We start from the raw sequence: 26,420 nt of genomic DNA on the forward strand, positions 1-26,420 counted from the left end.
GTCGGACTCACACTGGCTTCAGGCAAACCTGCCAAGAGCGCTCGGCGAGCGTAATGGCGCGGCAAGAAATCGGGCTTGGATTCGCCGCAGCGTCACACTCGTGGGCACAGACCCTCACAGCAGCTGGATCTGCTCGGGCTGCGACCTGGCCGGCTCCAACAGCTCGGGCCCGTTGTTGCGCACGTTGTTGACCAACGTGGACACTTGGCGCAGCGCGATGTCGCGCACATCCGGCGGGCGGGCCAGCAGCTCAGGATCCGGCGGGGCGTCTGGATTCAGCCAGTCGTCCCAGTCCTCTTCGGCCAGCAGCAGCGGCATCCGGTCATGGATCTCGGCCAGCTCGCCCACGGCATCGGTGGTGATCACCGTGCAGCTCAGCAGCGGTGGGGCGGACCTGTAAGACTTCCAAACCGACCACAGCCCGGCCGTGAACAACAGGGCGCCGTCGTGGCGGTGCAGGAAGAACGGCGTCTTGGCGTTCGGCCTCCCCGGGGTGGCGTCGGGGTCGACTCGCCATTCGTACCAGCCGTCCATCGGCACCAGGCAACGCTTACTTCTGACCGCACTCCGGAACGCCGGCGACGTGGCGACCTTATCGGCGCGGGCGTTGATCAGCGGTGGGCCTTTGGCATCGGGTGCGCCGCCGGGCCCGGCCTTGATCCACGACGGAATCAGTCCCCAGCGCATGAGCCGCACCCGGCGGGTGGGCTCGTCGTCGGGCTCGCTGTGGCGGGACACCACTGTCGCGATCGTGTCGGTGGGTGCCACGTTGTAGCTCGTCTTCCCGCCACCGCACCCGGTGGCCTCGTCTATGGCCGTGATTTTCTCGGCCAGCTGGGCCGGATCAGTGGTGACCGCAAACCGTCCGCACATGCTTCCCATGGTGCCTGGTACCCACGACACCCGCCGACACGGCAGGATGAAGCGGTGAAGACATGGCCAGCCCCAACGGCGCCGACGCCGGTGCGCGCTACCGTGACCGTTCCAGGCTCGAAGTCGCAGACCAACCGGGCGCTGGTGCTAGCGGCGCTGGCGGCCGCACAAGGCCGGGGCGCATCGACCATCTCCGGCGCGCTGCGCAGCCGCGACACCGAACTGATGCTGGACGCGCTGCAGACCCTGGGCCTGCGCGTCGACGGTGTGGGTTCGGAACTGACGGTCAGCGGCCGAATCGAACCGGGGCCCGGCGCTCGGGTGGACTGTGGCTTGGCGGGCACGGTGTTGCGGTTTGTTCCGCCGCTGGCGGCGCTGGGCTCCGTCCCGGTCACCTTCGACGGCGATCAGCAAGCCCGGGGACGGCCCATCGCACCGCTGCTGGATGCGCTGCGCGAGCTCGGCGTCGCCGTCGACGGCACCGGTCTGCCGTTTCGGGTTCGCGGCAACGGGTCGCTCGCCGGCGGCACCGTGGCCATCGACGCGTCGGCGTCCTCACAGTTCGTGTCCGGGCTGCTGCTGTCCGCGGCATCGTTCACCGATGGCCTGACCGTGCAACACACCGGTTCGTCGCTGCCGTCTGCGCCGCACATCGCGATGACGGCGGCGATGCTGCGGCAAGCGGGAGTCGACATCGACGACTCGACGCCGAACCGTTGGCAGGTGCGCCCCGGTCCGGTGGCGGCGCGGCACTGGGACATCGAACCGGACCTGACCAACGCGGTCGCTTTCCTGTCAGCGGCCGTGGTCAGCGGCGGCACCGTGCGCATCACCGGCTGGCCTAGGGTCAGCGTGCAACCCGCCGACCACATCTTGGCAATTTTGCGGCAGCTCAATGCCGTTGTCATTCATGCTGATTCATCCCTCGAGGTGCGCGGTCCGACGGGATACAACGGGTTTGACGTCGACTTGCGCGCCGTCGGCGAGCTGACGCCATCGGTCGCGGCGCTGGCGGCGCTGGCATCCCCGGGATCGGTGTCAAAACTAAGCGGCATCGCCCATCTGCGGGGCCACGAAACCGACCGGCTCGCCGCGCTGAGCACTGAGATCAACCGGTTGGGGGGCAACTGCCGGGAAACGCCCGACGGTCTGGTGATCACCGCGACGCCGTTGCGGCCCGGCATCTGGCGGGCATACGCGGACCATCGAATGGCGATGGCCGGCGCGATCGTCGGACTGCGGGTGGCCGGAGTCGCCGTCGACGACATCGCCGCCACCACCAAGACGCTGCCGGAGTTTCCCCGGCTGTGGGCCGAGATGGTCGGGCTCGGCGGCGATGCGGGCCGCCGTAGCGGCCAGCGGGCGAGGCGGGCAACCGGGCAGGGGTTCGGCGGTTGAGGCCCGGCGACTACGACGAGTCCGACGTCAAGGTGCGCTCCGGCAGGGGTTCGCGGCCGCGGACCAAGACCCGTCCCGAGCACGCCGACGCCGAGGCCGCCATGGTGGTCAGCGTCGACCGCGGCCGCTGGGGGTGTGTGCTGGGCGGCCGCCCCGATCGCCGAATCACGGCGATGCGCGCCCGCGAGCTCGGCCGCACCCCGATCGTGGTCGGCGACGACGTCGACGTGGTCGGTGACCTGTCCGGGCGGCCCGACACCCTGGCCCGCATCGTGCGGCGAGCACCGCGACGAACCGTGTTGCGACGCACCGCCGATGACACCGACCCCACCGAGCGGGTGGTGGTCGCCAACGCCGACCAACTGCTGATCGTGGTCGCGCTGGCAGACCCGCCGCCACGCACCGGCCTGGTCGACCGGGCGCTGATCGCCGCCTACGCCGGCGGGCTGACCCCGATTCTGTGCCTGACCAAGACCGACCTCGCCCCGGCGGAACCGTTCGGCAAGCAGTTCGCCGACCTGGAATTGACCGTAACCGCCGCAGGCGTCGACGATCCTCTGCTCGCGGTGGCGGACCTGCTGGCCGGCAAGATCACCGTCCTGCTCGGGCATTCCGGGGTCGGCAAGTCGACATTGGTGAATCGTCTTGTACCCGAAGCTGATCGGGCGGTTGGTGAGGTCACCGAGATCGGCCGGGGACGGCACACGTCGACTCGGTCGGTGGCGCTGCCGTTGGGAGATACGCTGTCCGGTTCCGGCTGGGTGATTGACACCCCAGGAATCCGCTCATTCGGGTTGGCTCATATCCAGCCCGACAACGTGCTATTGGCTTTCTCTGACCTCGCCGAGGCAACCCGCGAGTGTCCGCGCGGGTGCGGGCACATGGGACCGCCGGCCGATCCCGAATGCGCGTTGGATACCTTGTCCGGGCCCGCTGCCCGCCGCGCCGCGGCCGCCCGGCGACTACTGGCAGTGCTCAGCCAGACTTGACTAGCCGCATGCTCGTCGCGCGCCGAGCAATCTTAGGCTGCCAGATCGTCGGGTTCGGTGACCGACTTAGCCATACGCTTGCTGCGCCGCCGACCCCGCACGGCGGCAATCGCGGTCTTTAACCCCCGACGACGTCCGGTCACCGGATCGGCGCCCGCGAAACCCGGCCCCAGACCAGCGAACATCCGCTCACTGCGGGTCTCGGGTGCATCGTCAGCGTTGTCACGTAAGTACTTATCCGGCAACGACAGCTTGGCAAGGGTGCGCCAGGTCTTGCCGTACTGCACCAAGAACGAGCCCGTGGTGTATGGCAAGTCGTATTTGTCGCAGACCTCACGCACCCGCACCGAAATCTCGTGAAGCCGGTTGCTCGGCAGGTCCGGATAGAGGTGATGCTCGATTTGGTGGCACAGATTGCCGCTCATGAACCGCAGCGCCGGCCCAGCGTTGAAGTTTGCGCTGCCCAGCATCTGCCGTAGGTACCACTGGCCCTTCGGCTCACCGATCATGTCCGTCTTGGTGAATTTCTCTGCGCCATCCGGGAAATGGCCGCAGAAGATCACCGCGTTGGACCACACGTTGCGGATCACGTTGGCCACCACGTTGGCGGTCAAAGTGGACCGATACGTCGCCCCCGGGGACAACGAGGTCAGCGCCGGGAACGCGACATAGTCCTTGAACACCTGGCGGCCCGCTTTGGCGGAGAATTCACGCAACCGGGTTTTAGCGGCCTCGCGGTCGGCCCGACCCTTGAAGATCTTGCCGATCTCCAAGTGCTGCAGCGCAACTCCCCACTCGAAGCCGATCGCAAGGATGGTGTTCCACACCACGTTGAAGATGTTGTAGCGCTTCCAGCGCTGGTCACGGGTGACGCGCAGCATGCCGTAGCCGACGTCGTCATCCATACCGAGGATGTTGGTGTATTTGTGGTGCACGAAGTTGTGGGTGTAGCGCCAGTGCTTGGATGATCCGCTCATGTCCCACTCCCACGTCGAGGAGTGAATCTCCGGGTCGTTCATCCAGTCCCACTGGCCGTGCATGACGTTGTGGCCGATCTCCATGTTCTCGATGATCTTGGCCACGCCAAGGGTCAGCGCACCTATCCACCAGGCGAGGCGTCGTGAGCTGCCAGCCAGCAGTAGCCGACCGGACACCTCGAGCGCCCGCTGTGCGGCGATGGTGCGGCGGATATAGCGGGCATCGCGTTCGCCGCGCGATTCTTCAACGTCTCGGCGGATGGCATCTAGCTCGGCGGCCAGGTTTTCGATGTCGGCGTCCGTCAGATGCGCGAATACGTCGACGTCAGTGATCGCCATCGTCTTCTCCCTGCGTCATACGGCCGATGACCTACGCTATCGTAACTTACGGCTCCGTAGGTTACCTATGAGTAACACTAGATGTCCAGCACGCAATCACCCGAGGCGGCCGACACGCAGGTCTGGACCCGGGTTCCGGGTTCATGCTGCTGGCCCGTGCGCAGATCCCGGACATGGCCTGCCACCAGGTCGACCACACACGACTGGCAGATGCCCATCCGGCAGCCGAAGGGTAGCTGCACGCCGGCGCCCTCACCGGCGTCCATCAACGACGTGGCAGCATCGGCGGCTACGCTCTTGCCACTTCGGGCGAACGTGACGGTCCCGCCCGCTCCAGCGGGCGCCGTTTTGGACACTGCGAACCGCTCCAGGTGCAGTCGGTCGCTGACACCCGCCGATGACCAGACCTTGTCGGCCTGGTTGAGCACGCCCTCCGGCCCGCACGCCCAGGTCTGGCGTTCACGCCAGTCCGGCACCTGCTGACCGATCCGGGTCAGGTCCAGCCGGCCCTGGGCGCGCGTCTCGCGCACCGACAACCGATAACCGGGATGGTCGGCCGCCAGTGCAGCCAGCTCGGCACCGAACATCACGTCAGCTGCAGTGGGCGCCGAATGCAGGTGCGCTACGTCGGTGATTTGGTTGCGGCGCACCAGCGTTCGAAGCATCGACATTACCGGCGTAATCCCCGACCCGGCAGTCAAAAACAGAATCGACGGGGGCGCCGGATCCGGTAATACGAAATTGCCCTGGGGCGCGGCCAGCCGCACGATGGTCCCTGGCTTTACCCCGGCCACCAAGTGGGTGGACAGGAAGCCCTCGGGCATCGCCTTCACCGTGACGGTCACCATGCGCGCGGACCCGGATGCCGCCGGACTCGACGTCAGCGAATACGACCGCCAGCGCCAGCGACCGTCGACCAGCAGCCCGATCCCGATGTATTGGCCCGGCTGGTAGTCGAAACTGAAGCCCCAGCCCGGTTTGATGAACAGGGTCGCGGAGTCTTCCGTCTCCCGGCGGACCCCTAGGATGCGACCCCGCAATTCCCGCGCGGACCACAGCGGATTTGCCAGGTGAAGGTAGTCGTCGGGCAACAATGGCGTCGTGATGCGCGCGGCAAGCTTGCGCAGCGCATGCCAGCCCGGATGCCGGTCGGCTCCGGCGACGGTGGGGCGCCTGGTGTCGATGATGCTGGCGTTAAGCGCCGTGTGTTTCTTACTCATAGGAAGCTCCTGCTCGGCCTTAAGCTTCCGCCCAACAAAGCTACGGTACCGTAACCTACGGTTCCGTATCTAGGCCCGGACGCGCAGACTGCGTCACACCCACGGCATCGTCAGAGCAGGTCCAGCAGAAATGGCAGCTCTTGGTTGGCGTACCAGGCGAGATCGTGGTCCTGGGCGTCACCGACCACCAGCTCAGCGTCCTCGTCGCCCAGGTCAGCGGCATCGATGACCGCAATCGCCGCCATCACGGCCGGCTCAGCGCCGGCATTGTCGACATATGCGGCCACAACCTGATCGATCGTGATTGGCCCCGCCAGCTTGACGACCGCGTCATCAAGATCGGGACGGTACGTGGCATCGTCGACCTCGGCGGCCAGCACCGCGCGTCTGGGCGGCAGGGCGTCTGCGGTGGCGCCGATGTCCGCCGCTAGCAGACGCAACGACGCCAACGCCGCTTCGCGCAGCGCCACCTCGGCGAGCTCCTCGTCGTCACCCTCGGCGTACGACTCACGCAGCGTCGGCGTCACAGCAAAAGCAGTGCCGTTGACCGGCCACAACGCGCCATCGGCAACGAGTCGCTGCAACATGGCCAGGGTGGCCGGGATGTAGACCTGCGTCACCGGGCGATCAACGTGGCCACATAGTCGTCGACGCATGTCGACAACTCGCGGGGCGGACGCCTGTAGTTGCCGCTCACAAGCGGCCGTGTCGGCAGCTTGACCTTTGGCTTTTCCACATCGGTGTAGTCAATCGTGGACAGCAAGTGGGCCATCATGTTCAGCCGCGCGTGCTTTTTGATATCAGACTCCACCACGTACCAGGGGCTGACGGGGGTGTCGGTATGCACCATCATCTCGTCCTTTGCGCGCGAATAGTCCTCCCACCGATACACCGATTCCAGGTCCATTGGGCTGAGCTTCCATTGCCGGACCGGGTCATTCCGTCGAGCCTTGAATCGGCGCAACTGTTCGGCGTCGGAGACTGAAAACCAGTATTTGCGAAGCAGAATCCCGTCATCGATCAGCATCTGCTCGAAAATCGGGGTCTGCCGCAAAAACAACACATACTCCTGCGGCGTACAGAAACCCATGACCTTCTCCACGCCTGCGCGGTTGTACCAGGACCGATCGAAGAGCACTATCTCCCCTTTGGCGGGAAGATGGGCAATATAACGCTGGTAGTACCACTGACCCCGCTCGCGATCCGTCGGCGCGGGCAATGCCGCGATACGAGCCACTCGCGGGTTGAGGTACTCGGTGATCCGTTTGATGGCGCCACCCTTACCAGCTCCGTCACGGCCTTCGAAGATGACCACCAGACGCGCACCCGAATGCCGGGCCCACTCTTGCAGCTTCACGAATTCTGTTTGCAGCCGAAACAATTCGGCTTGGTAGACGGCATCGGAGATCTTGCGCCGGCCCGGCGCAGCTGATCTGTGTCCCTTCGCTCTCGACGACGCGCCGTCGTTGGTCGCGGTGCTCACATCAACGGATGGTATATCCACACATCACCATCGACCCCTAACAACTACCGCGAAGCCTCCAGAAGCTCGTCCAGTGCTTGGCTCAACAGCCCCGGCAGCAGATCGACATCGCTCATCGCGTCGCGGTCGGCATTGATGCCGAAATACAACATCCCGTTATACGACGTCACGCTGATGGCCAGCGCCTGGTTGTGCAGTAGCGGCGGCACGGAGTAGGTCTCCAGCAGCTTGGTACCCGCAATGTACATCTGCGACTGGGTTCCGGGGGCATTGGTGATCAACAGATTGAACAACCGTGCCGAAAAGCTAGTGGCGACCCGCACCCCCATGGCGTGCAAAGTGGCCGGTGCTAACCCCGACAACGTGACGATGGTCCTGGCATCGACCAGGCTGGCGGCGGTCGGGTTGGATTCGGTGGCGTGCGCGATCTGCGACAACCGCACTACGGCATTGCCCTCCCCCACCGGGAGGTCAACCAAGAACGGTGTCACCTGGCTGATCGCCTGACCAGGGCCGGTTGAGTCGAGTTGGTCGTCGGCATAGACCGACAGCGGCGCCATCGCCCGAACGGTCGCGGTCGGTGCCACAGCTTCACCGCGTGACATCAGCCAGTTGCCCAAGGCACCGGCAATCACCGTCAGCACCACGTCGTGGACGTCACAGTCGTAGCGAGCCCGCACCGTGCGATAGTCATCAAGACTTGCACGGGCAACCGTAAATCGCCGATTACGCGACACGGTGGCATTGAGCGGGCTACTGGGCGCGGTGCCCCGTGCCACCGTGCGGGCGATATCGAGAACCTTGCGGCCCGTCTCGACGAGTTGGCCGGAATTCGTTACCAACCCGGCGACCGCGGATCCGACGGCCTGTAGCTGTGCGCCCGGCCGCACCAGCCAGTCCCCGACCGCGCGCAGCAGCAAGCGCGTGGTGCCGGGGTCCCGTTCCGGGACCCAGATGTCTTCCGGAAACGCCGGTGGACGACGCGTCCGGTCGGCGATCACGTGGCCTATCGCCAGCGCGGTCACCCCGTTGATCAGGGCTTGGTGCGACTTGGTGTAGAGGGCAATGCGATTCTTTTCCAGACCCTCGACAAGATACATCTCCCACAATGGCCGCGACTTGTCCAGCGGCCGAGCGGCCAGCCGTGCGATCAGCTCGTGCAGTTGCTCGTCACTACCCGGCGACGGCAGGGCCGACCGCCGGACGTGGTAGGTGATGTCGAAGTCGCGATCGTCGATCCACACCGGCCTGGCCAGGCCCAATTTCACTTCCTGGACTTTCTGACGATAGCGCGGTATCTGCGGCAGCCGCTGTTCGACGGTTTCCAGCAGTGTCTCGTAGCTCAATCCGGCACGCGGACGGCGCAGGATCAACAGCAACCCGACATACATTGGGGTGGCTGTGTTCTCCAGCTGATAGAAGGAGGCGTCCGATGCAGACAACCGGGTGACCACTACGGCCCTGTCCTCCTTGTCAATTCGTCGCGACGAGTCACGTCGTCGCCCACGCTAACGGTTAGCCCGACCACTTCACGGCGCGGGTACACGCAAGCCCGCATTGTGCGATGATGGCCAGCAACCAAACCGCTGCGCAACACTCGTCTGCCACTCTCCAGCAGGCTCCTCGTTCGATCGATGATGCTGGAGGGTGCCCCTTGACCATCAGTCCTATCGCGAACTCACCCGGCGACACCTTCGCCGTCACACCCGTGGTCGAGTACGAGCCACCGCCGCGAAACATCCCGCCGTGCGGGCAATCATCGCACGCAGCCCGGCGGCCGCACACCCCGCAGCTAGCTCGCCGACAACCAATCAGGCCGAGCGGCCGGGCACCGGCAGCGGTCACCTCCACGGCCAAGTCACCGCGGCTGCGTCAAGCGGGGACCTTCGCCGATGCCGCGCTACGCCGAGTGCTGGAGGTCATCGACCGCCGCCGCCCGGTGGGCCAGCTGCGCCCCCTGCTGGCACCCGGCCTCGTCGACTCCGTGCTCGCGGTGAGCCGCACGGCGGCCGGATACCAACAAGGCGCGGCCATGCTGCGCCGCATCCGGCTGACACCGGCCGGACCCGACACCGCGGACACCGCCGCCGAGGTCTTCGGCACCTACAGTCGCGGGGACCGGATCCATGCGATCGCCTGCCGGGTGGAACAACGGCCCGCCGGTAACGAAACCCGATGGCTGATGGTCGCCCTGCACATCGGGTGAGATCGCCGGCCCACGCCCTAGTTCGACGCTACTGCGGCGGCCGGCAGCCCACCGCCGGTGTAGCGGGCCAGTATCGGACCGACGATCGCCATGACGAACACATACGCCGTGGCCAAGGCGGCAACCCCCGGGATCGAGGCACCGGCCAGCCCGATGATGATCAAAGAAAACTCCCCCCGGGCAACGAGCGCGGTGCCAGCACGCAGCTGCCCACGCCGTGCCACTCCCTCCCGCCGGGCAGCGAACATCCCGGTGGCCACCTTGGTCGCCGCGGTGACAGCGGCCAGGGCCAGCGCTACCGGAAGCATCGAAACGAGCTTTCCCGGGTCAACCGACAGGCCGATTCCCAGGAAGAAGATGGTGGCGAACAAGTCACGCAGCGGAGTCAGCACCATGCGTGCCCGGTCTGCGGTCTCCCCGGTAAGCGTGAGGCCTACCAGAAACGCACCCACAGCCGCCGACGCGTGCAGCGACTCGGCCACCGCCGCCACGATCAAGGTGATGCCCAGCACCCGCAACAACAATTGTTCGGAATCAGGATGAGTCACCAACCGGCCGACATGATGACCCCAACGATACGACGCCGCGAACGCCCCAAGTAAAGCGGCGATCGCCACCGCCATGCCCACGACCGCTTCCAGCCAGCTGCCGTCTGTCGCGAGAACCGCGAACAGCGGCAAGTAGGCCGCCATCGCGAAGTCTTCGAGCACCAGCACCGACAGCACAGCCGGCGTTTCCCGGTTGCCGAGCCGACGCAGGTCCTCCAAGAGCCGCGCGATCACACCCGAGGAGGAAATGTAGGTGACCCCGGCCAGACCGAGGATGGCAACACCGTCCAACCCCAAAAGCCAGCCCGCCACCGCACCGGGCGTGGCGTTGAGGACGATATCGACACCCGCCGACGGCAGGTGGTGGCGCAGACTGCTGGCGAACTCGGTCGCAGAAAACTCCAGACCCAGGGCCAAAAGCAACAACACGACACCGATGGGCGCACCGGTAGCGATGAACTCACCGGCGGCGGCCACCCCCAAGATGCCGCCATTGCCTAACGACAAACCCGCCAACAAATACACCGGAATCGGCGACAACGCGAATCGTCGTGCCACTGCACCCAACACCGCAAGCACCGCCAACAGGACGCCGAGCTCAAACAACAGCGCCCTCGAAACCTCCACCGGTTCAGCCCTTTTCGACGATCTGTTCGACCCCGGCGATCCCGTCCTCGGTGCCGATCACGATGAGGACATCTCCGGCTCGCAGCACATCAGTCGGGCCCGGCGAGGCCAACACATCCTCGTCACGCACGATCGCCACAATCGACGCGCCGGTACGGGTGCGCGCACGGGTATCACCCAGCGGCCGGTCCACAAACAAGCTACCCGCCCGGATGTGAATCTGACCGGCCTTAAGCCCGGGCACCTCACGCGTCAGCTCGGTAAATCGCTCGGCGATCCTCGGCGCACCCAGAATCTGAGCCACCGCCTCGGCCTCTTCATCGGTGAGCCGCAAAACCGGTCGGGCTTCGTCCGGATCATCGCGGCCATACAGGACGACGTCGAAACCGCCACTGCGCCTGGCAACGATGCCGATCCGGTCACCGCGATAGCTGGTGAACTCGTATCGCAGGCCCACCCCCGGCAGCAGCACCTCCTTGACGTCCATAGGAGTCAATCCTTGACGAAATGCGGCCAAGATAGAAGCGGTACGGGCAATCTCGTTGACTCAGGTATGCCGGTGCGGCCACGGCAACAACATCGACACCTCGCGGCGGTAATCGCGGTATTGGTCGCCCAGCGCCGCGAGTAGGTCGCGCTCTTCGAACTGCAACGCGACCAAGATGTAGCCCGTCGCGCCGATCGCGAAAAGCAAGTGCCCCGCCGTCATCATGGGCGTCGCCCAGAACGCGACGACGAATCCGAGCATGATCGGGTGGCGCACCCACCGGTAGAGCAGATGAGCCTGAAAACCGATCTCGGTGTACGGCTTTCCGCGCCAAGCCAAATACACCTGCCGTAGGCCGAACAACTCGAAATGATTGATCATGAAAGTCGACATCAACACCGTGGCCCACCCGAGCCAGAACAACGCCCACAACGCCACCCGGCCAGCCGGCTGCCGCACGTCCCAGACGACCGCCGGCATCGTTCGCCATTGCCAGTACAGCAACAACAGCGCAACGCTGGCCAGCAATACATAGGTGCTGCGCTCGATCGAGGGCGGCACGAATCGAGTCCACCAGCGTTTGAAACCCTGTCGTGCCATCACGCTGTGTTGGACGGCGAACACGCCCAGCAGCACCACGTTGACCACGACCGCCTGGCCGATGGGCGCCGCGATCGCGTGATCCACGGTTCGTGGCACCACTACGTCGCCGACGAAACCGATCGCATACCCGAAGGCAACCAGGAATACCAGATAGCTCGCGGCCCCGTAGGTAATCGTCAAATAACGCTTCATATCCTGATTCTGCTCCGCAGGAGTGTGCAGCTGGGGCCGTTCGCCCCGATTGGCGCCAATCAGCGATTCAACAGTGCCATGATGTGCGGCATGGCCTCGCGGGCCGCAACGCGTCCCGCCTCGCGGGCGGCGTCGATCTGGTGAAACTCCAGCAGCCCAACAGCACCGGTGTCGGGTCTGATAACGACCTGCGCAAGACTGAGAGCGGCATCCGCCCCACGCTGGCTGCCGATTGTCATCGTGCGCATCAAGGTGTCGCCGATTCCTGGCACGTTTGGCGAGCCGTCCTGTCGAGCCGAGCCCGGCCCGCCACCACCTAAGCCGATGCTCACCGCGATCAATGGGCCATCAGGACTTGCCAGGGTCGAGACCGGAAGGTTGTCTAACACACCGCCATCCACATGCAGTCGACCGTTGTAGACCTGGGGCGGATAAATGCCCGGCAGCCGAAGGGAACACCCAATGACATCGACGAGTCGGCCTCGGCGGTGTACGACCGGTCGGCGGGCAAGCAAATCGACGCTAACGCAACGGAACTCCTTTGGCAGCTCCTCGACCAGTCGGTCCCCGAACGCTGCTTCTAACAGGGTCAGCGTCCGTCGACCACGGACTAGCCCCCTGGTCCGAAAATGAAGGGTGAGTCGCGGCTCCCGGGGTGATTTGGTCGTGGTCGCGGTATGCCCGGTCGGGTGGGTGCTTAGGCGGCCTGGATCGGGTCGAAGCGAACGGTGAACCCGAGCGCGTTAGCTTGACGGACGATGCGGCGCATGGCCAGTTCAGGATCCAGTCGTGCGAAGTAGTCACCGCCGAGATCGGCGTAGTCGACGTCGTCGGTGAGCATGTGCCACACCGCGATCAGGATCGAGTGCTCTATTGCGACAAGGGCTTTCTTCTTACCCAGTCGGTGCGCCAGGCGCTGGTAGCGCGCCCCGAGGTAGGTGGTGTCTTTGGTGCGGACCGCAGCCATCGCGGCGGTGCCCAACGCGCCAACGAGCCACCGGTTGCCGTGGCGAGTCTTACCGGAGCGGCGCTTGCCGGCCGATTCGTGCTGCCCTGGGCACACCCCGGCCCAAGACGCCAGATGCGCGGCGGTGCGAAAGCGAGTCATGTCGGCGCCGGTTTCGGCGACGATGACCTCGGCCACCGACTGACCCACGCCGGGGATCGTCGCCAGGCGCTCAAGCTGGCGGGCGAAAGGGCGCATCTGCTCTTCGATCCGCGCCGAGAGTTCCCCGATGGCCGCAGTGAGCTGGTCGATGCGCTGCAGATGTAGCCGGCATAGGAAGGCGTGGTGCTCACCGAAGTTGCCGGTCAACGCCTGCACCAGTTGGGGAATCTTGGGGCGCATCCGGGCCTTGGCCATCTCGGCGAGCACCGCCGGGTCGCGTTCGCCGTCGATCAGCGCGGCCAGCATCGCCCGCCCAGACACCCCGAGAATGTCGGTGGCCACACTGGACAGCTTGATCCCGGCGTCTTCGAGTTCCTTCTCCAACCGTTGCGCCTCCCGGGTGCGTTCGGCGAGGAGTGTTGTCCGGTAGCGGGTCAGGTCTCGGAGCTGGCGGATCGGCTCGGGCGGCACGAACGAGGCGCGTAGCAGCCCGCACTCACCCAGTTGACATAACCACGCGGCATCGCAAACATCGCTTTTGCGCCCGGGCAGGCCCTTGGCATGCGCGGCGTTGACCAGCACCACGTTCAAGTCGCCTTCGAGCAGGTAGAACGCGGCGCGCCAGTAATCGCCAGTGGCCTCCATCACCACCAGGCTGACCCGTTCGGCGATCAGCCAGTCCCGTAGCTCCAGCAACGCGTTGGTGGTGGTGACGTAGGTGCGGATCTCCTGGCTCCGCGACCGTCTGCCCTTGGGGCTTGGCGTGCGCACGCATGCCTTCAGGTCCTTCTTGCCGATATCGAGCCCGGCGCACCGCTCGTGCAGCAGTTCCATCAAATACCTCCAGACGCAACAACTTCCAACACTGCGCGTCCGTCCGGAGGAACCACAGGGCCTAAAGAATCTGGTCCGCGTGCTCAACGCAACAATCGACAGTTCCTGTCGGTGGCTCCCAACGCCATACTGACACCACGAGCTCGGACGACATCACAGACATGTCGGCGTGCCGGACGAACGCCACGCCATTTTCCCGCCACAACGGTGGCCAGCGCAGCGGGCCGGGTTTACTGACCGGAAACGCGTAGTCACTGAGCGGATTGTGCCGAATGAAGTACTCGTATGCGTAGGCGTCCGCAGTTGCCGCGTCCATACCGCACGCTCCGAACACCGCAATAACCGCCCCCATGCTGGTGCCGGCGAACCGGTCGACGGTGACCCCGACCCGCTCTAGCTCGTCAAGCACCCCGAGGTGTGCAAAGCCGCGCGCGCCACCGCCGCCGAGGACTAGGCCGATCGAGCGGCCGGCGATGCGTGCGGCGAGCGGGCGTACGTCTTCCAAGATGCGTCGGTAATGAACCACATGAACCGATCGCGGCGTGATCAATTCCTCCCACTGACGCCGGTGCTCCCGGCTGGCGGCCGGACCGGCCAGCACGAGGTCGGCGCCCTGCGCACGCGCCGGCAGCCGCGCGGCTTGTGGGTTGGGATCTCCCGCGACCAGCACGATCCGGTCGGCGACGCGCAGGCAGAAGTCCCGCCAGCCGGCATCCTCGACCGCGGCATGTAGCACTACCTTGTCGGCGACTCGCTCCGCGCGATCAAGGCCGTCGCGGTCGACCCGGCCGGGGTCAACCGCACGCAACCGCGCCGACAGCACGGTAAGCAGGCCAGCGGCCACTGCCGGCACGGGCGCGTCGCCGCTCACTCCGATCACCGAAACGACCACCTCAGGCGACGTCGAGTCAGTCGCCGGTGGCGGTGCCTCGCGCAGCCGCGTTGCCAGCACCTTTACCAACGCCGCCAGCGCACCATGGTCGGCGATCTCGTCGAACTGTGCCTTGGTGAGCCGCACTAGCTTGGTGTCGCGCAACGCCCGGACCGTCGCGGACCGGGGCGCGTCAATAAGTAGCCCAAGCTCCCCGAGAACCTCCCCGCGACCCAGTTCTTTGAGAACGATGCTGTCCTGCAGCACCTGCACGCGGCCCGTGCGGATCACGTAAAGCGAATCGGATGGGTCACCTTCGTGGAAGAGATAGCAACCCGCCTCCAACTCGACGTCCTCAACGTGCTCCCCGAGCTGTGCCAAGGTGGCCGCGTCCAGGCCGGCAAATAGCGGCAGATTCCCCAGCGGATCGGCGTCACCGGCCGCCCAATGCTCAATCGGCGCGGCCGCCGGCTGGGGAATCGGTGGCTCAAACCGCGGCGCGATCGCGGGCTCCGGCGCCGGCATCTGGACGGGGTTGCGGTTGGTTCTACCCAGCACCGCGGCCGCGACAGCCACCGCGATGAAACAGATGGCAGCCATAGCCCATCCGCGCCGCAACGCCTCCTCGGCAGCACCGTGCTCCGGCTTACCGATCAAGATCACCAGCACCGCGACACCGAGCACCGCACCGAGCTGGCGAGTGGTGCTAACGACCGCCGACGAGGTGGCATAGCTGCCGCCCTTGGCGACCTCGGCCAGCGCTGCACTGCTCAACACCGGCAACGTCGCGCCGACACCGATGCCCTGCAGCAGTTGGCCCGGCAGCCACACGCGGAGGAAATCCGGCTCGGACCCGACACGCTGCAAATACCACACCAGGCTGCCGGCCCAGACCAGCGCACCAACGAGGACGATGACGCGATGCCCATGCCGATCGGCAACCCGACCGAGCGCCGCCGCCACCACGGCAGCCACCACCGCAGCGGGCGCGATCGCGAAACCCGCCTTCAGCAGCGAGTAGTGCCACACATAGTTGAGGTAAAGCACATGGGTAAGGCCATAGCAGTAAAAACCCGCTGCGGCGACCAGCGTGAGCAGGTTGCCCGCCACAAACGACCGGCTACGCAACAGCGCCGGCTCGACCAGCGGCGCGGGGTGCGACCGCGAGCTGTGCACGAACCCAACCGAGGTCAGGACGCTGGCCAGGAACGAACCGACGGTGGCCACGCTCAACCAACCCCAGTCCGGCCCCTTGACCAAACCGAGGGTAACCAACCCGAGCGTTACCGCAAGCAGCAGCGCACCGCGCAAGTCAGGCATGCGGCGCCGGCCCGAGGCGCGGCTCTCGACGAGCATGCGCTTGGTGGCGATCGCCGCGACGATGCCCAGCGGAACATTGACCAGTAACACCCACCGCCAGCCGGCCCACTCCACGAGGAGCCCGCCGATCGGCGGGCCCAGGCCAGCCGCGATCGCTGCCGCCGCACCCCACAGGCCGATAGCGTGCGCGCGGCGCGCCGCGTCGAAGCCCTCAACGACCAGTGCGAGCGAAGCAGGCACGAGTATCGCAGCCCCGATGCCCTGCAGCACCCGGAACGCCACCAACTGCTCGACACTGCCGGCGACGGCGCACAGCCCGGACGCAATGGTGAACACCAGCACACCGGACAGGAATGTCCATCTGCGGCCCAGCAAATCGGCCAACCTGCCGGCCGCAACCATGAAGGCGGCGAAGACGATGTTATAGCCGTTCAGAATCCAGGACAGGCTCCCGATGTCGTAGGACGGGAAGGAACGCTGGATATCCGGGAACGCGATGTTGACGATTGTCGAGTCGAGAAACGCCAGGAAAGCGAGATTAGCGAACCCCTTGCCGCCGTGCAACGAAATGTGCATGCGCGCCGGGGCGCGGGGTGTGCCGGGAAGTGACTTCTGGGAACTGAGAAACCGATACACCCATCTGCAACCTACGCGCTAACGCTTCTTGACCGATTTCGGCGGCTTGGCGCCGCGGCCTTGTCGGCGGGCGGCTTCGCGCCGCTCGCGCCGGCTAGCACCGGCCGGCACTCCGGCCGGCGTCTTGTGGGCTCCACCGCCGTTGCGCTGCACCTGAGCCGAGCCATCCTCCGCGGGACCGGAATAGGTCAAAGCGGGCGACTCGCTGGCAACACCCTTGGCGCGTAATGCACTTGGAGCTCTTTCGCGCGCGCCACCATCGACCGCGCTGCGTTGCTGCGCGGCGGCTGCGGCCGCGGCGGCGAATTCGGCAAGCTCTGCGGGTTCGGCAGCCGGGGCAACCGGCGGGGCGGGGACCGCCTCCACGGTGACGTTGAACAGGAAGCCGACCGATTCCTCTTTCATGCCGTCGAGCATGGCCATGAACATGTCGTAGCCCTCACGCTGGTACTCGACCAACGGATCGCGCTGCGCCATCGCGCGCAGCCCGATACCCTCCTTGAGGTAGTCCATCTCGTAGAGGTGTTCACGCCACTTACGGTCTATGACGTTGAGCAGCACGTTGCGTTCCAGCTGGCGCATCGCACCCTCGCCGGCGATTTCCTCGAGTTCGGCTTCCCGTGCGGCATAGGCACGTTCGGCGTCCTTGAGTAGTGCCTCCAGCAACTCCTCGCGGGTGAGATCGTCGCGCTCGAATTCGTGGTCCTTGCGGGTCAGCGAGTCGGCGGTGATCCCCACCGGATAGAGGGTTTTGAGTGCCGTCCACAACGCGTCCAGATCCCAATCTTCGGCATAGCCTTCGCCGGTCGCGCCGTCGACGTAGGCGGTGATGACATCGCGGACCATGTCCAGCGCCTGGTCCTTGAGGTTTTCGCCTTCGAGGATGCGCCGGCGCTCGGCGTAGATGACCTTGCGCTGCTGGTTCATCACCTCGTCGTATTTGAGGACGTTCTTGCGGACCTCAAAGTTCTGCTGCTCGACCTGGGTCTGGGCGCTCTTGATGGCCCGGGTGACCATCTTGGCTTCGATCGGCACGTCGTCGGGCAGGTTCAGCCTGGTCAACAAGGTCTCCAAGGCCGCGCCATTGAAGCGGCGCATCAGCTCGTCACCCAGCGACAAATAGAAGCGCGACTCCCCGGGGTCCCCCTGGCGGCCGGACCGGCCACGCAACTGGTTGTCGATCCGCCGCGACTCGTGGCGCTCGGTGCCCAGCACGTACAGGCCGCCGGCCTCGATTACTTCCTTGGCCTCCTTGCTGGCTTCCTCTTTGACGATGGGCAGTTCGGAGTGCCAGGCCGCCTCGTACTCCTCGGGCGTCTCCACCGGATCCAGGCCGCGTTCGCGCAGCCGCTGATCGGTGAGAAAGTCGACGTTGCCGCCCAGCACAATGTCGGTGCCGCGACCGGCCATGTTGGTGGCGACGGTGACGCCGCCGCGGCGGCCCGCCACCGCGATGATGGTCGCCTCTTGCTCGTGGTACTTGGCGTTGAGCACATTGTGCGGGATGCGCCGCTTGGTGAACTGCCGCGACAGATACTCCGAGCGCTCCACGCTGGTGGTGCCGATCAGCACCGGCTGTCCCTTCGCGTAGCGCTCGGCGACGTCGTCGACCACCGCGATGTACTTGGCCTCCTCGGTCTTGTAGATCAGGTCGGACTGGTCTTCACGGATCATCGGCATGTTGGTCGGGATGCTGACCACGCCCAGCTTGTAGATCTCGTGCAGCTCGGCCGCCTCCGTCTGGGCGGTGCCGGTCATGCCGGCGAGCTTGTCGTAGAGCCGGAAGTAGTTCTGCAGCGTGATGGTGGCCAGCGTCTGGTTCTCGGCCTTGATCTCGACGTGCTCCTTGGCCTCGATGGCCTGGTGCATGCCCTCGTTGTAGCGGCGGCCGATCAGCACCCGGCCGGTGAACTCGTCGACGATGAGCACCTCACCATCGCGGACGATGTAGTCCTTGTCGCGGCTGAACAGCTCTTTGGCCTTCAGCGCGTTGTTGAGATAGCTGACCAACGGCGAGTTGGCGGCCTCGTACAGGTTGTCGATGCCGAGCTGGTCTTCGACGAATTCCACACCCTTCTCGTGCACGCCGACGGTGCGTTTGCGTAGATCGACCTCGTAGTGGACGTCCTTTTCCATCAGCGGCGCCAACCGGGCGAACTCGGTGTACCAGTTGGAGGCGCCGTCGGCGGGACCGGAGATGATCAGCGGGGTGCGGGCCTCGTCGATCAGGATGGAATCGACCTCGTCGACAATGGCGTAATGGTGCCCGCGCTGCACCAGATCATCCAGTGAGTGCGCCATGTTGTCGCGCAGGTAGTCGAACCCAAACTCGTTATTGGTGCCGTAGGTGATGTCGGCGTTATAGGCCACCCGGCGTTCATCGGGTGTCATGGTGGCCAAAATCACCCCGACCTGAAGCCCGAGGAAGCGGTGCACGCGGCCCATCCACTCACTGTCGCGTTTAGCCAGGTAGTCGTTGACGGTGACGATGTGCACGCCGTTGCCGGCCAGCGCATTGAGGTAAGCGGGCAACACACAGGTCAGGGTCTTGCCTTCACCGGTCTTCATCTCGGCAACGTTGCCCAGGTGCAGGGCGGCCGCACCCATCACCTGCACGTCGAACGGCCGCTGGTCCAGCACCCGCCAGGCGGCCTCGCGGGCCACGGCGAAGGCCTCGGGCAACAGGTCGTCGAGGGTTTCTGGGTTTTTCTGGTCGGCCAGCCGCCGCTTGAACTCGTCGGTTTTCGCCCTCAGCTCGGCGTCGGTGAGTTTCTCGACATCGTCGGACAAAGTGCCGACATAGTCGGCCACCTTCTTGAGGCGCTTGACCATGCGACCTTCGCCAAGGCGCAGCAACTTCGACAGCACAGCTATGTCCCCGCATGTGTAGGAGTCTTTAGATAAGGCGACTCCCATGGTAGGTGACGACGCGGCGCGCGCCGCCGATCACGCCAGACGGATCAAGCCGTAGTCGTAGGCGTGCCGGCGGTAGACCACCGACGGCCGTTCGGTGTCCTTGTCGTAGAACAAGAAGAAGTCGTGTCCAACCAGCTCCATCTGGTAGAGCGCGTCATCGACCGACATCGGCTTGGCCGGGTGTTCTTTGGTGCGAACGATCCGCCCAGGCTCCCGCTCGACGACGGCACCGTCGTGATCGTGTGCCTCGGCTGGTCTGGTGTTGAAGCCGTTCTCCGGCGCTGGCACCACCGCGGTCGCCTCGGCCAGCGAAACCGGGGTTTTGTCGCCGTAGTGCACCTTGCGGCGATCCTTACCGCGGCGCAGCCGGCTCTCCAGTTTGACGACCGCTGATTCAAGCGCGGCATAGAAGCTGTCGGCGCAGGCCTCACCTCGCACCACCGGACCTCGCCCACGCGCGGTGATCTCCACGCGCTGACAGGACTTGCGCTGGCGGCGATTACGTTCGTGGTCGAGTTCGACGTCGAACAGGTAGATGGTCCGGTCGAACCGCTCCAAGCGGGCGAGTTTCTGCGAAACGTAGATGCGGAAGTGGTCGGGGATCTCGACATTACGGCCCTTGAACACGATCTCAGCGTTTGATTTCGGTTCGGCCAGAACCTGACCTGAATCCACGGCTAGCCTTGACATACGTGACAACTCGTTTCTCTTTCCACGTCACACGCGCCCTGCGTGCCTGGCCTTCGGGGAGACGCGCCGACGGGGTGGGAGCGGTTGGAGAAGTTACCGCCGCAGGCTGCCCGCCGGAGCAAGATGTCGATTGCTCACCTCCTATCGCGGGATGCTGATTCAACCTGGGAAGCGCGAGCGTGAGTCGTTAAAGGTTGATCTCGACGTTAGCCCGTGTTCGGCTCACCGTGCCACCAAATTGACCGACCTGTTTCGAGTTCTTCACGTTGTCTTGGCAACTGCACCGGCTCAGGCAGATCCTCACGCGGCCGCGACCGCCAACACGGCACCCACCCGCACACCGGCGGCCTGCAAGACCCGGACCGACTCGCGCGCCGTCGCCCCGGTGGTGATGATGTCGTCGACGAGCACGACTTCGTTGCGCGGCCGCTGGCCCCGCAACAGCACCCGACCCGTGATGTTGCGCTCGCGCGCGGACGCCCCAAGACCTACCGAGTCCCGGGCCAGCGCTCGCATCCGCAGCGCCGGGACGACGGTGACGTCATGGTGGCGCCCAAGGGTGGCACCCGCAATCCGCGCCATCCGGCTGACGGGGTCACCCCCACGCCGTCGCGCCGCCCACCGTCTCGTCGGCGCAGGCACCATCGTCAGCGGGTTTTCGAGCATGCCCCAGGACAACAGGTGGTCGACACCGACAATCAGCGCGCACGCCAGTGGCGCGACGAGGTCGCGACGGCCGTGCTCTTTCATAGCGAGGATCGCCTGACGACGCACGCCCGCGTAGCGGCCGAGCGCGAACACCGGCACCTGTGGGTCAACACGAGGACTCACCACGTGCGGTTCACCGGCAGCCACCGACAGCTCGGCGGCACAGGCGGCACACCAGCGGGTCGCCGGCGCACCGCAGCCACCGCATTCCAGCGGCAGGACGAGGTCAAGCACACACCAAGTGTCGCGGTCACCGGTGACAGCAGTGCTGTCAATCGGCGCCGCTGCGCAGCGGCGGCCAGACAAAGCTGAGCGCACCCTGACTCAATTGGGTAATCACGCTTTCCAGATAACGCAGCGGCAGCTCCGTTCGCCACTCCGGAAGCAACGCAGAGAGCTGCAAACAATCGGCTGCGAGGCTGACGTCGGTGATGCGCAGCCCATGCGGCAGCTCAGGCAGTGGCACTCGGTAGGCCGGTGTCCGTGCCGGCAGTGTCCACCGCCGTTGTCCGGTGATCACGGTGCGCGGTCGCAGCCACAGTGTCGTCTGGGAGGTTGTGCCCGCCACGTCGACGTCGACCTCAAGACCTCCCCAGTCGGGCCGGCGCGCCCAGCGCAGCCGGGCCGCTCCGCTCTCGGACAACTCACCGCGCAGCTGCGGCGTCGCTTGACGGAGCACATCATCGAAAATCTCGGTCGCAGGGCGGACGACAACTCGACGGGAGCGGCGATCACCAGCGGCGGCACACCCGGGCGGATGTGCACGTTGCGCAGGACGGCAACGGCGCTGTGCAAATGATGCTGATCCCAGCTGATGCCGCGAGCGGCCACCCGAACCTCGCCCAGCTGGCCGACGGCCAGCCCCTGCGGTTCCAGTGCCGAGTCCAGCTCGGTGACGGTCAGCACCACGTCATGGTCCCCAATCCGAACCGTGACTTCCTTGCCGATGAGCAGCTGCTGCAAGGTGGTGAACAACGTCCGGTAGGGCGCCGCAACTGCCTGGGCGGCTCCCGCGCTGACCAGCGACATCCCGGTCGACGACCACAGCGAGGCCAGCATGTCCAAGGCACGGAAGGGATCATCCCAACGCAGCCGGGGAACTCTTGGCGACATCAACAAGCGCCTCCTCACTGCGAGGGTAGCCGGTGTGCTCAGGTCGCGAAAAACGCAGGCACAGCACTCATCCGGGCAATACCGGCGCCGCCCCCGGCACCATCAGCCCCGGTACGTCCGCCCAGCCTGGTCGGCTTTCGACAGACGCCGAGTACATCAACACCCCTTGCGGGCCGGCGACATACACAGTCGACGGGTTGGCCGCGATCGCCGTCAGTGGAGTTTGCAACCCGCGGGACGGCGCGTCGGAGTTCACCCCGTCGAGGTTTACATAAGACACCGGATGGGCGGCGTCGGTGCGTGTCACCACGATGTCGTCACCGGTTCGCCAGGACAACGACACCACCGAGGAACCCAGCCCGAAACCCAGCCGCCGAGGGTAGGTCAGGGCGAACTGGCCAGCCTGGGTCTGCTCGACGCCGGCGAGGATCACCTGCCCACCGATCACCATCGCGGCGCGCGTCCCGTCACGGGACAGTTGAAGATCGTTGATCGCCCCCGGGAAGCGGCTGGCCACCGCGGTCGAATCCACCGGAATCCGCGCGGGTTGCCCCGATGCCGGGTCCTGTATCGCTCGCAGCACGACGTTGGTATCGACCACCACCCAGACCGCGTCGTCCAGCGACCAGCTGGGCCGCGACAGGCTGTGCCCGTCGGCGGACTGCACCGCCTCGCCGCCGAGGTCGCCGACCCACAAAGACGCCGCCTCATCCGGAGCCCCGCGCCCCAGCGTCACCACCGAGGCCACCTGACGCCCGCTGCGTGATACGGCGGCCGCCGTCTGCTCCGGCATCCGTCCGAAGGCCCCGGGCACGGGGGTGACTCGCTGTGCGTCCATCGCCACCAGTGATCCGTTCACCAAGGCGTGCAACCCCGCGGCGGCACCGTCGGCCACCCCCGGGTCGGTGGCCGCGACATCGGAAGTGGTCCACCCCTCGGCAAACCTGTCTTCCAGCGGGGCGCCGTCGGCGTTGATCACGTACGGCCCCCTGATGTCGGCCCTGGCCAAGGTCCAGATGATCTGTGCGGCAAGTAATTGCCTGCTGTGCGGATCGGTGGTGGACAGCTTCTCCATGTCGACTCGCGCGCCGCCGTACCCGCGGCCGATTCCGCTCTTTCCGCCGTCGGCCCGAGTCACCGGCCCGCGCAGTCGTAGCGGCGGAGCGAGCAGATTACGCACCGTGCGCGCCATCTCCGGGCGTGGACCCGCCAGCAGTTTGGAGACGAGCTCCGTGGCCAGCTGGTCGCGGTCGGACACCGCGACGTAGCGCGGATCGGGAACCACGGTCTTGCCGGTGGGGTCGGCGAAGTACAGGGTGTTGCGCTTGTACGTTTCTTGGAACTGCTGCCAGTCCAGGAAAACCCCGTTGGGTAGGCGATCGATGCGCCAACCACCGGACGTCTTGACCAACTCGATCGGGCCCGGATCCGGCAGTTGACCCTCGGCGGTCTCAAACACCCCCACATCCGAGAGCGAGCCGAGAATGTCTGCCCGCATGGTCACCGAAACCTTCTCGGCGCTTCGGGTTTCGACGAACACCACGTGGTCGATCAACAACGCGCTGCCGGCGTCGTCCCAGGCGTTGGAAGCCGATTCGGTGAGGAACTGACGCGCCGCCAGGTGCCGGTTGGCCGGGTCGGCTGTGGCCTTGAGGAACTCGCGTAACAGCACGTCGGGATCCATACCCGGGCTCGGTTTGGGCAGATTCGACGGCACCGGACGTTCGACGGTTCCGATGGCTTGCGGGGCCGACGTGCTGGGCACACTGGCACAGCCGGCCAGCACTGCACCAAGGAACAACAAAATTGTCAGCCGCATCAACCGCTCCACTCCGCGTGCTCACGTGGGCGCTGACGTTCCTTGTATTCCGGTGGCATCGGTTGCGGATTCGGTTGCGCGACCGGTTGCAGAACGGGCTGCGGGATCGGTTTCATGGGCAGCGGGCTGGTGGTGACCTTGTGGCCGCGCACCAGCGGAAGCGTCAGCCGGAAGCAGGCGCCCTCGCCGGGTTCGCCCCACGCCTCAAGCCGACCCTGGTGCAATCGGGCATCCTCGACGCTGATCGCCAAACCCAGCCCGGTGCCGCCGGACCGACGTACCCGTGAGGGATCCGAGCGCCAGAACCGGCTAAACACCAGCTTCTCCTCACCAGGCCGCAGCCCAACCCCGTAGTCACGCACGGTGACGGCGACCGTGTCTTCGTCGGCGGCCATCCGGATCCGCACCGGTTTGTGTTCGGCGTGGTCGATGGCATTGGCAATCAGATTGCGCAGGATCCGTTCTACCCGACGCGCATCGACCTCCGCGATCACCTGCTCGGCGGGCAGATCCACCAGCAACTCGATACCGGCCTCCTCGGCCAGGTGGCCCACATTGCCGAGCGCGTTGTTGACCGTTGTGCGCAAGTCGACCGCCTCAACCGACAACTCGGCCACCCCGGCGTCATGCCGCGAGATCTCCAGCAGGTCGTTGAGCAACGTCTCGAATCGGTCCAGCTCGCTAACCATCAACTCGGTGGACCGCCGCAGCGTGGGGTCGAGGTCGGCGCTGTGGTCATAGATCAAGTCGGCCGCCATCCGCACCGTGGTCAGCGGCGTACGCAGTTCGTGGCTGACGTCGGAGGTGAACCGGCGCTGTAGGTTGCCGAACTCCTCCAGCTGGGCGATCTGTCGGGACAGGCTCTCGGCCATGTCGTTGAACGACACCGCCAGCCTGGCCATGTCGTCCTCGCCGCGCACCGGCATGCGTTCGGACAGATGTCCCTCGGCGAAACGTTCGGCGATCCGCGACGCCGACCGCACCGGCACCACCACCTGACGCGACACCAGCAGCGCAATGCCGGCGAGCAGGACTAGCAGTACCAGGCCGCCGGTGGCCATCGTGCCACGCACCAGCGTGATCGTGGCTTGCTCGCTCGCCAGCGGAAAGATCAGGTATAGCTCCAGGTTGGCCACCCGCGACAACGTCGGAGTCCCGATGATCAGGGCCGGCCCGGAGAAACCTTCGGTCTGCACCGTGGCGTACTGGTAGGCGGCCTGCCCGGCCTTGACGAAGCCGCGCAGCGCGTTGGGCACCTGATCGACGGGTCCGGCAGTAGAGGCAGCGCGCGGCCCATCACCCGGCACCATCAGCACCGCATCGAACGCACCGGCGAGGCCAGCCCCCGAAGCGGGGTCGGTTTTCGACGTCAGAGTGTTGCGCGCAAGCTGCAGGCTACTGTCCAGTGAGCGCGTCTCCTCACCGTTGACGATCCCGCTGACGGTGGTGCGTGCCCGCTCGATCTGGTCGATCGCCGCCCTGACCTTGATGTCGAGGACACGATTGGTGACCTGGCTGGTCAGCACAAAGCCAAGCGCCAGGATGACGGCCAGCGACAGTCCAAGGGTCAGCGCCACGACCCGCAGCTGCAGCGATCGGCGCCACGCGACAGCTACGGCTCGACTCAACGCACTGAGGCCCCGTGTCATCGGGCCAGAGCGACCCCGGCGACCCCGAATGCGTCGGCGCGAGCCGAAGATCATCGGCGCCGCTCCTTAGCATCGCTGCGCTCTGCATCGTCGCCGGCGCGGATCACGGAGGTCCGGCCTTGTACCCCACTCCTCGAACGGTCAGCACCACAGTCGGGTTCTCGGGATCCTTTTCGACCTTGGCCCGCAGACGCTGGACATGCACGTTCACCAGCCTGGTATCGGCTGGGTGCCGGTAACCCCATACCTGTTCGAGCAGCACATCACGAGTAAACACCTGGCGCGGCTTGCGCGCCAATGCGACCAACAGGTCGAATTCCAGCGGTGTCAACGAGATCTGCTCACCGTTGCGAGTGACCTTGTGCGCCGGTACGTCGATTTCTACGTCGGCGATGGACAGCATCTCGGCGGGTTCGTCGTCGTTGCGGCGCAGCCGCGCTCGCACCCGCGCAACCAGCTCCTTGGGCTTGAACGGCTTCATGATGTAGTCGTCGGCGCCCGACTCCAGACCCAGCACCACATCCACGGTGTCGGTCTTTGCGGTGAGCATCACGATCGGAACACCGGAATCGGCGCGCAACACCCGGCACACGTCGATGCCGTTCATACCGGGCAGCATCAAATCCAATAGCACCAGATCGGGGCGCAGCTCGCGCACCGCGGTCAGAGCCTGAGTACCGTCGCCGATGACCGCGGTGTCGAAGCCTTCCCCCCGCAGCACGATGGTGAGCATCTCAGCCAACGAAGCGTCGTCGTCAACGACCAAAATCCTTTGCCTCATGGTGTCCATGGTGTCACCACATCGGGACAAAAC

The 26,420-nt window shown here is 65.7% G+C and carries 19 protein-coding genes and 3 pseudogenes; 3 read left to right on the plus strand and 19 right to left on the minus strand.

The features are described from left to right. Window positions 1–114 precede the first annotated feature (114 nt). A complete protein-coding gene (locus MCAN_RS17075; RefSeq protein WP_003416907.1) occupies window positions 115–873 on the minus strand; it encodes an SOS response-associated peptidase in 759 nt (252 codons plus the stop codon). Between the two features lie 54 nt (window positions 874–927). On the opposite strand from MCAN_RS17075, the gene aroA reads away from it, so the two are divergent. Beyond that, window positions 928–2,271, plus strand: a complete 1,344-nt coding sequence (gene aroA, locus MCAN_RS17080) for a 3-phosphoshikimate 1-carboxyvinyltransferase (protein ID WP_014001630.1) — start codon at window positions 928–930, stop codon at window positions 2,269–2,271. After that, window positions 2,268–3,260, plus strand: a complete 993-nt coding sequence (gene rsgA, locus MCAN_RS17085) for a ribosome small subunit-dependent GTPase A (RefSeq protein ID WP_014001631.1) — start codon at window positions 2,268–2,270, stop codon at window positions 3,258–3,260. Before aroA ends, rsgA begins: the two co-directional genes overlap by 4 nt. Window positions 3,261–3,292: 32 nt before the next feature. Here the strand turns inward: rsgA and desA3 are convergent, their stop codons facing one another. The 5 genes from desA3 to MCAN_RS23200 form a co-directional block, all read right to left on the minus strand. After that, on the minus strand, window positions 3,293–4,576 hold the full coding sequence (gene desA3, locus MCAN_RS17090; protein ID WP_014001632.1) for an NADPH-dependent stearoyl-CoA 9-desaturase: 1,284 nt from the start codon (window positions 4,574–4,576) through the stop codon (window positions 3,293–3,295). Window positions 4,577–4,653: 77 nt separating this feature from the next. Then, a complete protein-coding gene (locus tag MCAN_RS17095; protein ID WP_014001633.1) occupies window positions 4,654–5,796 on the minus strand; it encodes an NADPH oxidoreductase in 1,143 nt (380 codons plus the stop codon). Window positions 5,797–5,906: 110 nt separating this feature from the next. After that, window positions 5,907–6,416, minus strand: coding sequence for a DUF6912 family protein (locus tag MCAN_RS17100; protein ID WP_014001634.1), 510 nt, complete (start codon window positions 6,414–6,416; stop codon window positions 5,907–5,909). After that, window positions 6,413–7,279 (minus strand): polyphosphate kinase 2, encoded by an 867-nt coding sequence (ppk2, locus tag MCAN_RS17105; protein WP_041180145.1) that lies wholly within the window; start codon window positions 7,277–7,279, stop codon window positions 6,413–6,415. Before ppk2 ends, MCAN_RS17100 begins: the two co-directional genes overlap by 4 nt. 44 nt (window positions 7,280–7,323) lie before the next feature. After that, window positions 7,324–8,733: a WS/DGAT/MGAT family O-acyltransferase gene (locus tag MCAN_RS23200; protein ID WP_014001636.1), complete on the minus strand. Its 1,410-nt coding sequence runs from the start codon at window positions 8,731–8,733 to the stop codon at window positions 7,324–7,326. A 200-nt stretch (window positions 8,734–8,933) separates the two neighbouring features. On the opposite strand from MCAN_RS23200, the gene MCAN_RS17115 reads away from it, so the two are divergent. Next, window positions 8,934–9,485, plus strand: coding sequence for an Rv3235 family protein (locus MCAN_RS17115; protein WP_015288482.1), 552 nt, complete (start codon window positions 8,934–8,936; stop codon window positions 9,483–9,485). A gap of 17 nt (window positions 9,486–9,502) precedes the next feature. On the opposite strand, the gene MCAN_RS17120 is transcribed toward MCAN_RS17115, so the two are convergent. From MCAN_RS17120 to mtrA, 13 genes and pseudogenes are all read right to left on the minus strand, one after another. Beyond that, entirely contained in the window at window positions 9,503–10,660 is a 1,158-nt protein-coding gene (locus MCAN_RS17120) for a cation:proton antiporter (RefSeq protein ID WP_014001638.1), read from the minus strand. A gap of 4 nt (window positions 10,661–10,664) precedes the next feature. Beyond that, complete coding sequence (locus MCAN_RS17125; protein WP_003899982.1) at window positions 10,665–11,147, minus strand: cation:proton antiporter regulatory subunit; 483 nt, start codon at window positions 11,145–11,147, stop codon at window positions 10,665–10,667. A gap of 60 nt (window positions 11,148–11,207) precedes the next feature. Next, the gene (gene mddA / locus MCAN_RS17130; protein WP_014001639.1) at window positions 11,208–11,942 is read right to left on the minus strand and encodes a methanethiol S-methyltransferase; all 735 of its coding nucleotides are present in this window, start codon (window positions 11,940–11,942) and stop codon (window positions 11,208–11,210) included. Window positions 11,943–12,001: 59 nt separating this feature from the next. Beyond that, a pseudogene (locus MCAN_RS17135) lies at window positions 12,002–12,571 on the minus strand (patatin-like phospholipase family protein); the annotation flags it as partial. Window positions 12,572–12,639: 68 nt separating this feature from the next. Next, window positions 12,640–13,884 carry an IS110 family RNA-guided transposase gene (locus MCAN_RS17140; RefSeq protein WP_014000200.1) on the minus strand — a complete coding sequence of 415 codons (1,245 nt, stop codon included), beginning with the start codon at window positions 13,882–13,884 and terminating at the stop codon, window positions 12,640–12,642. A gap of 235 nt (window positions 13,885–14,119) precedes the next feature. Beyond that, window positions 14,120–16,651: pseudogene (locus MCAN_RS17145) on the minus strand (MFS transporter); the annotation flags it as partial. A gap of 78 nt (window positions 16,652–16,729) precedes the next feature. Beyond that, complete coding sequence (gene secA, locus MCAN_RS17150; protein ID WP_003901576.1) at window positions 16,730–19,579, minus strand: preprotein translocase subunit SecA; 2,850 nt, start codon at window positions 19,577–19,579, stop codon at window positions 16,730–16,732. A 78-nt stretch (window positions 19,580–19,657) separates the two neighbouring features. Beyond that, the gene (gene hpf / locus MCAN_RS17155; RefSeq protein WP_003416957.1) at window positions 19,658–20,302 is read right to left on the minus strand and encodes a ribosome hibernation-promoting factor, HPF/YfiA family; all 645 of its coding nucleotides are present in this window, start codon (window positions 20,300–20,302) and stop codon (window positions 19,658–19,660) included. Window positions 20,303–20,617: 315 nt separating this feature from the next. Beyond that, window positions 20,618–21,259, minus strand: coding sequence for a ComF family protein (locus MCAN_RS17160; RefSeq protein WP_003416963.1), 642 nt, complete (start codon window positions 21,257–21,259; stop codon window positions 20,618–20,620). A gap of 37 nt (window positions 21,260–21,296) precedes the next feature. Next, window positions 21,297–22,138 (minus strand): annotated as a pseudogene (locus MCAN_RS17165) (hypothetical protein). Between the two features lie 67 nt (window positions 22,139–22,205). After that, window positions 22,206–23,957, minus strand: a complete 1,752-nt coding sequence (lpqB, locus tag MCAN_RS17170) for an MtrAB system accessory lipoprotein LpqB (protein ID WP_003416969.1) — start codon at window positions 23,955–23,957, stop codon at window positions 22,206–22,208. Beyond that, a complete protein-coding gene (gene mtrB, locus MCAN_RS17175; RefSeq protein ID WP_003416988.1) occupies window positions 23,957–25,660 on the minus strand; it encodes a two-component system sensor histidine kinase MtrB in 1,704 nt (567 codons plus the stop codon). Before mtrB ends, lpqB begins: the two co-directional genes overlap by 1 nt. Window positions 25,661–25,709: 49 nt before the next feature. Further along, window positions 25,710–26,396: a two-component system response regulator MtrA gene (gene mtrA, locus MCAN_RS17180; protein ID WP_003899985.1), complete on the minus strand. Its 687-nt coding sequence runs from the start codon at window positions 26,394–26,396 to the stop codon at window positions 25,710–25,712. Between the last annotated feature and the right edge of the window lie 24 nt (window positions 26,397–26,420).

The sequence above is a fragment of the Mycobacterium canetti CIPT 140010059 genome (assembly GCF_000253375.1).
Lineage (GTDB): Bacteria > Actinomycetota > Actinomycetes > Mycobacteriales > Mycobacteriaceae > Mycobacterium > Mycobacterium tuberculosis.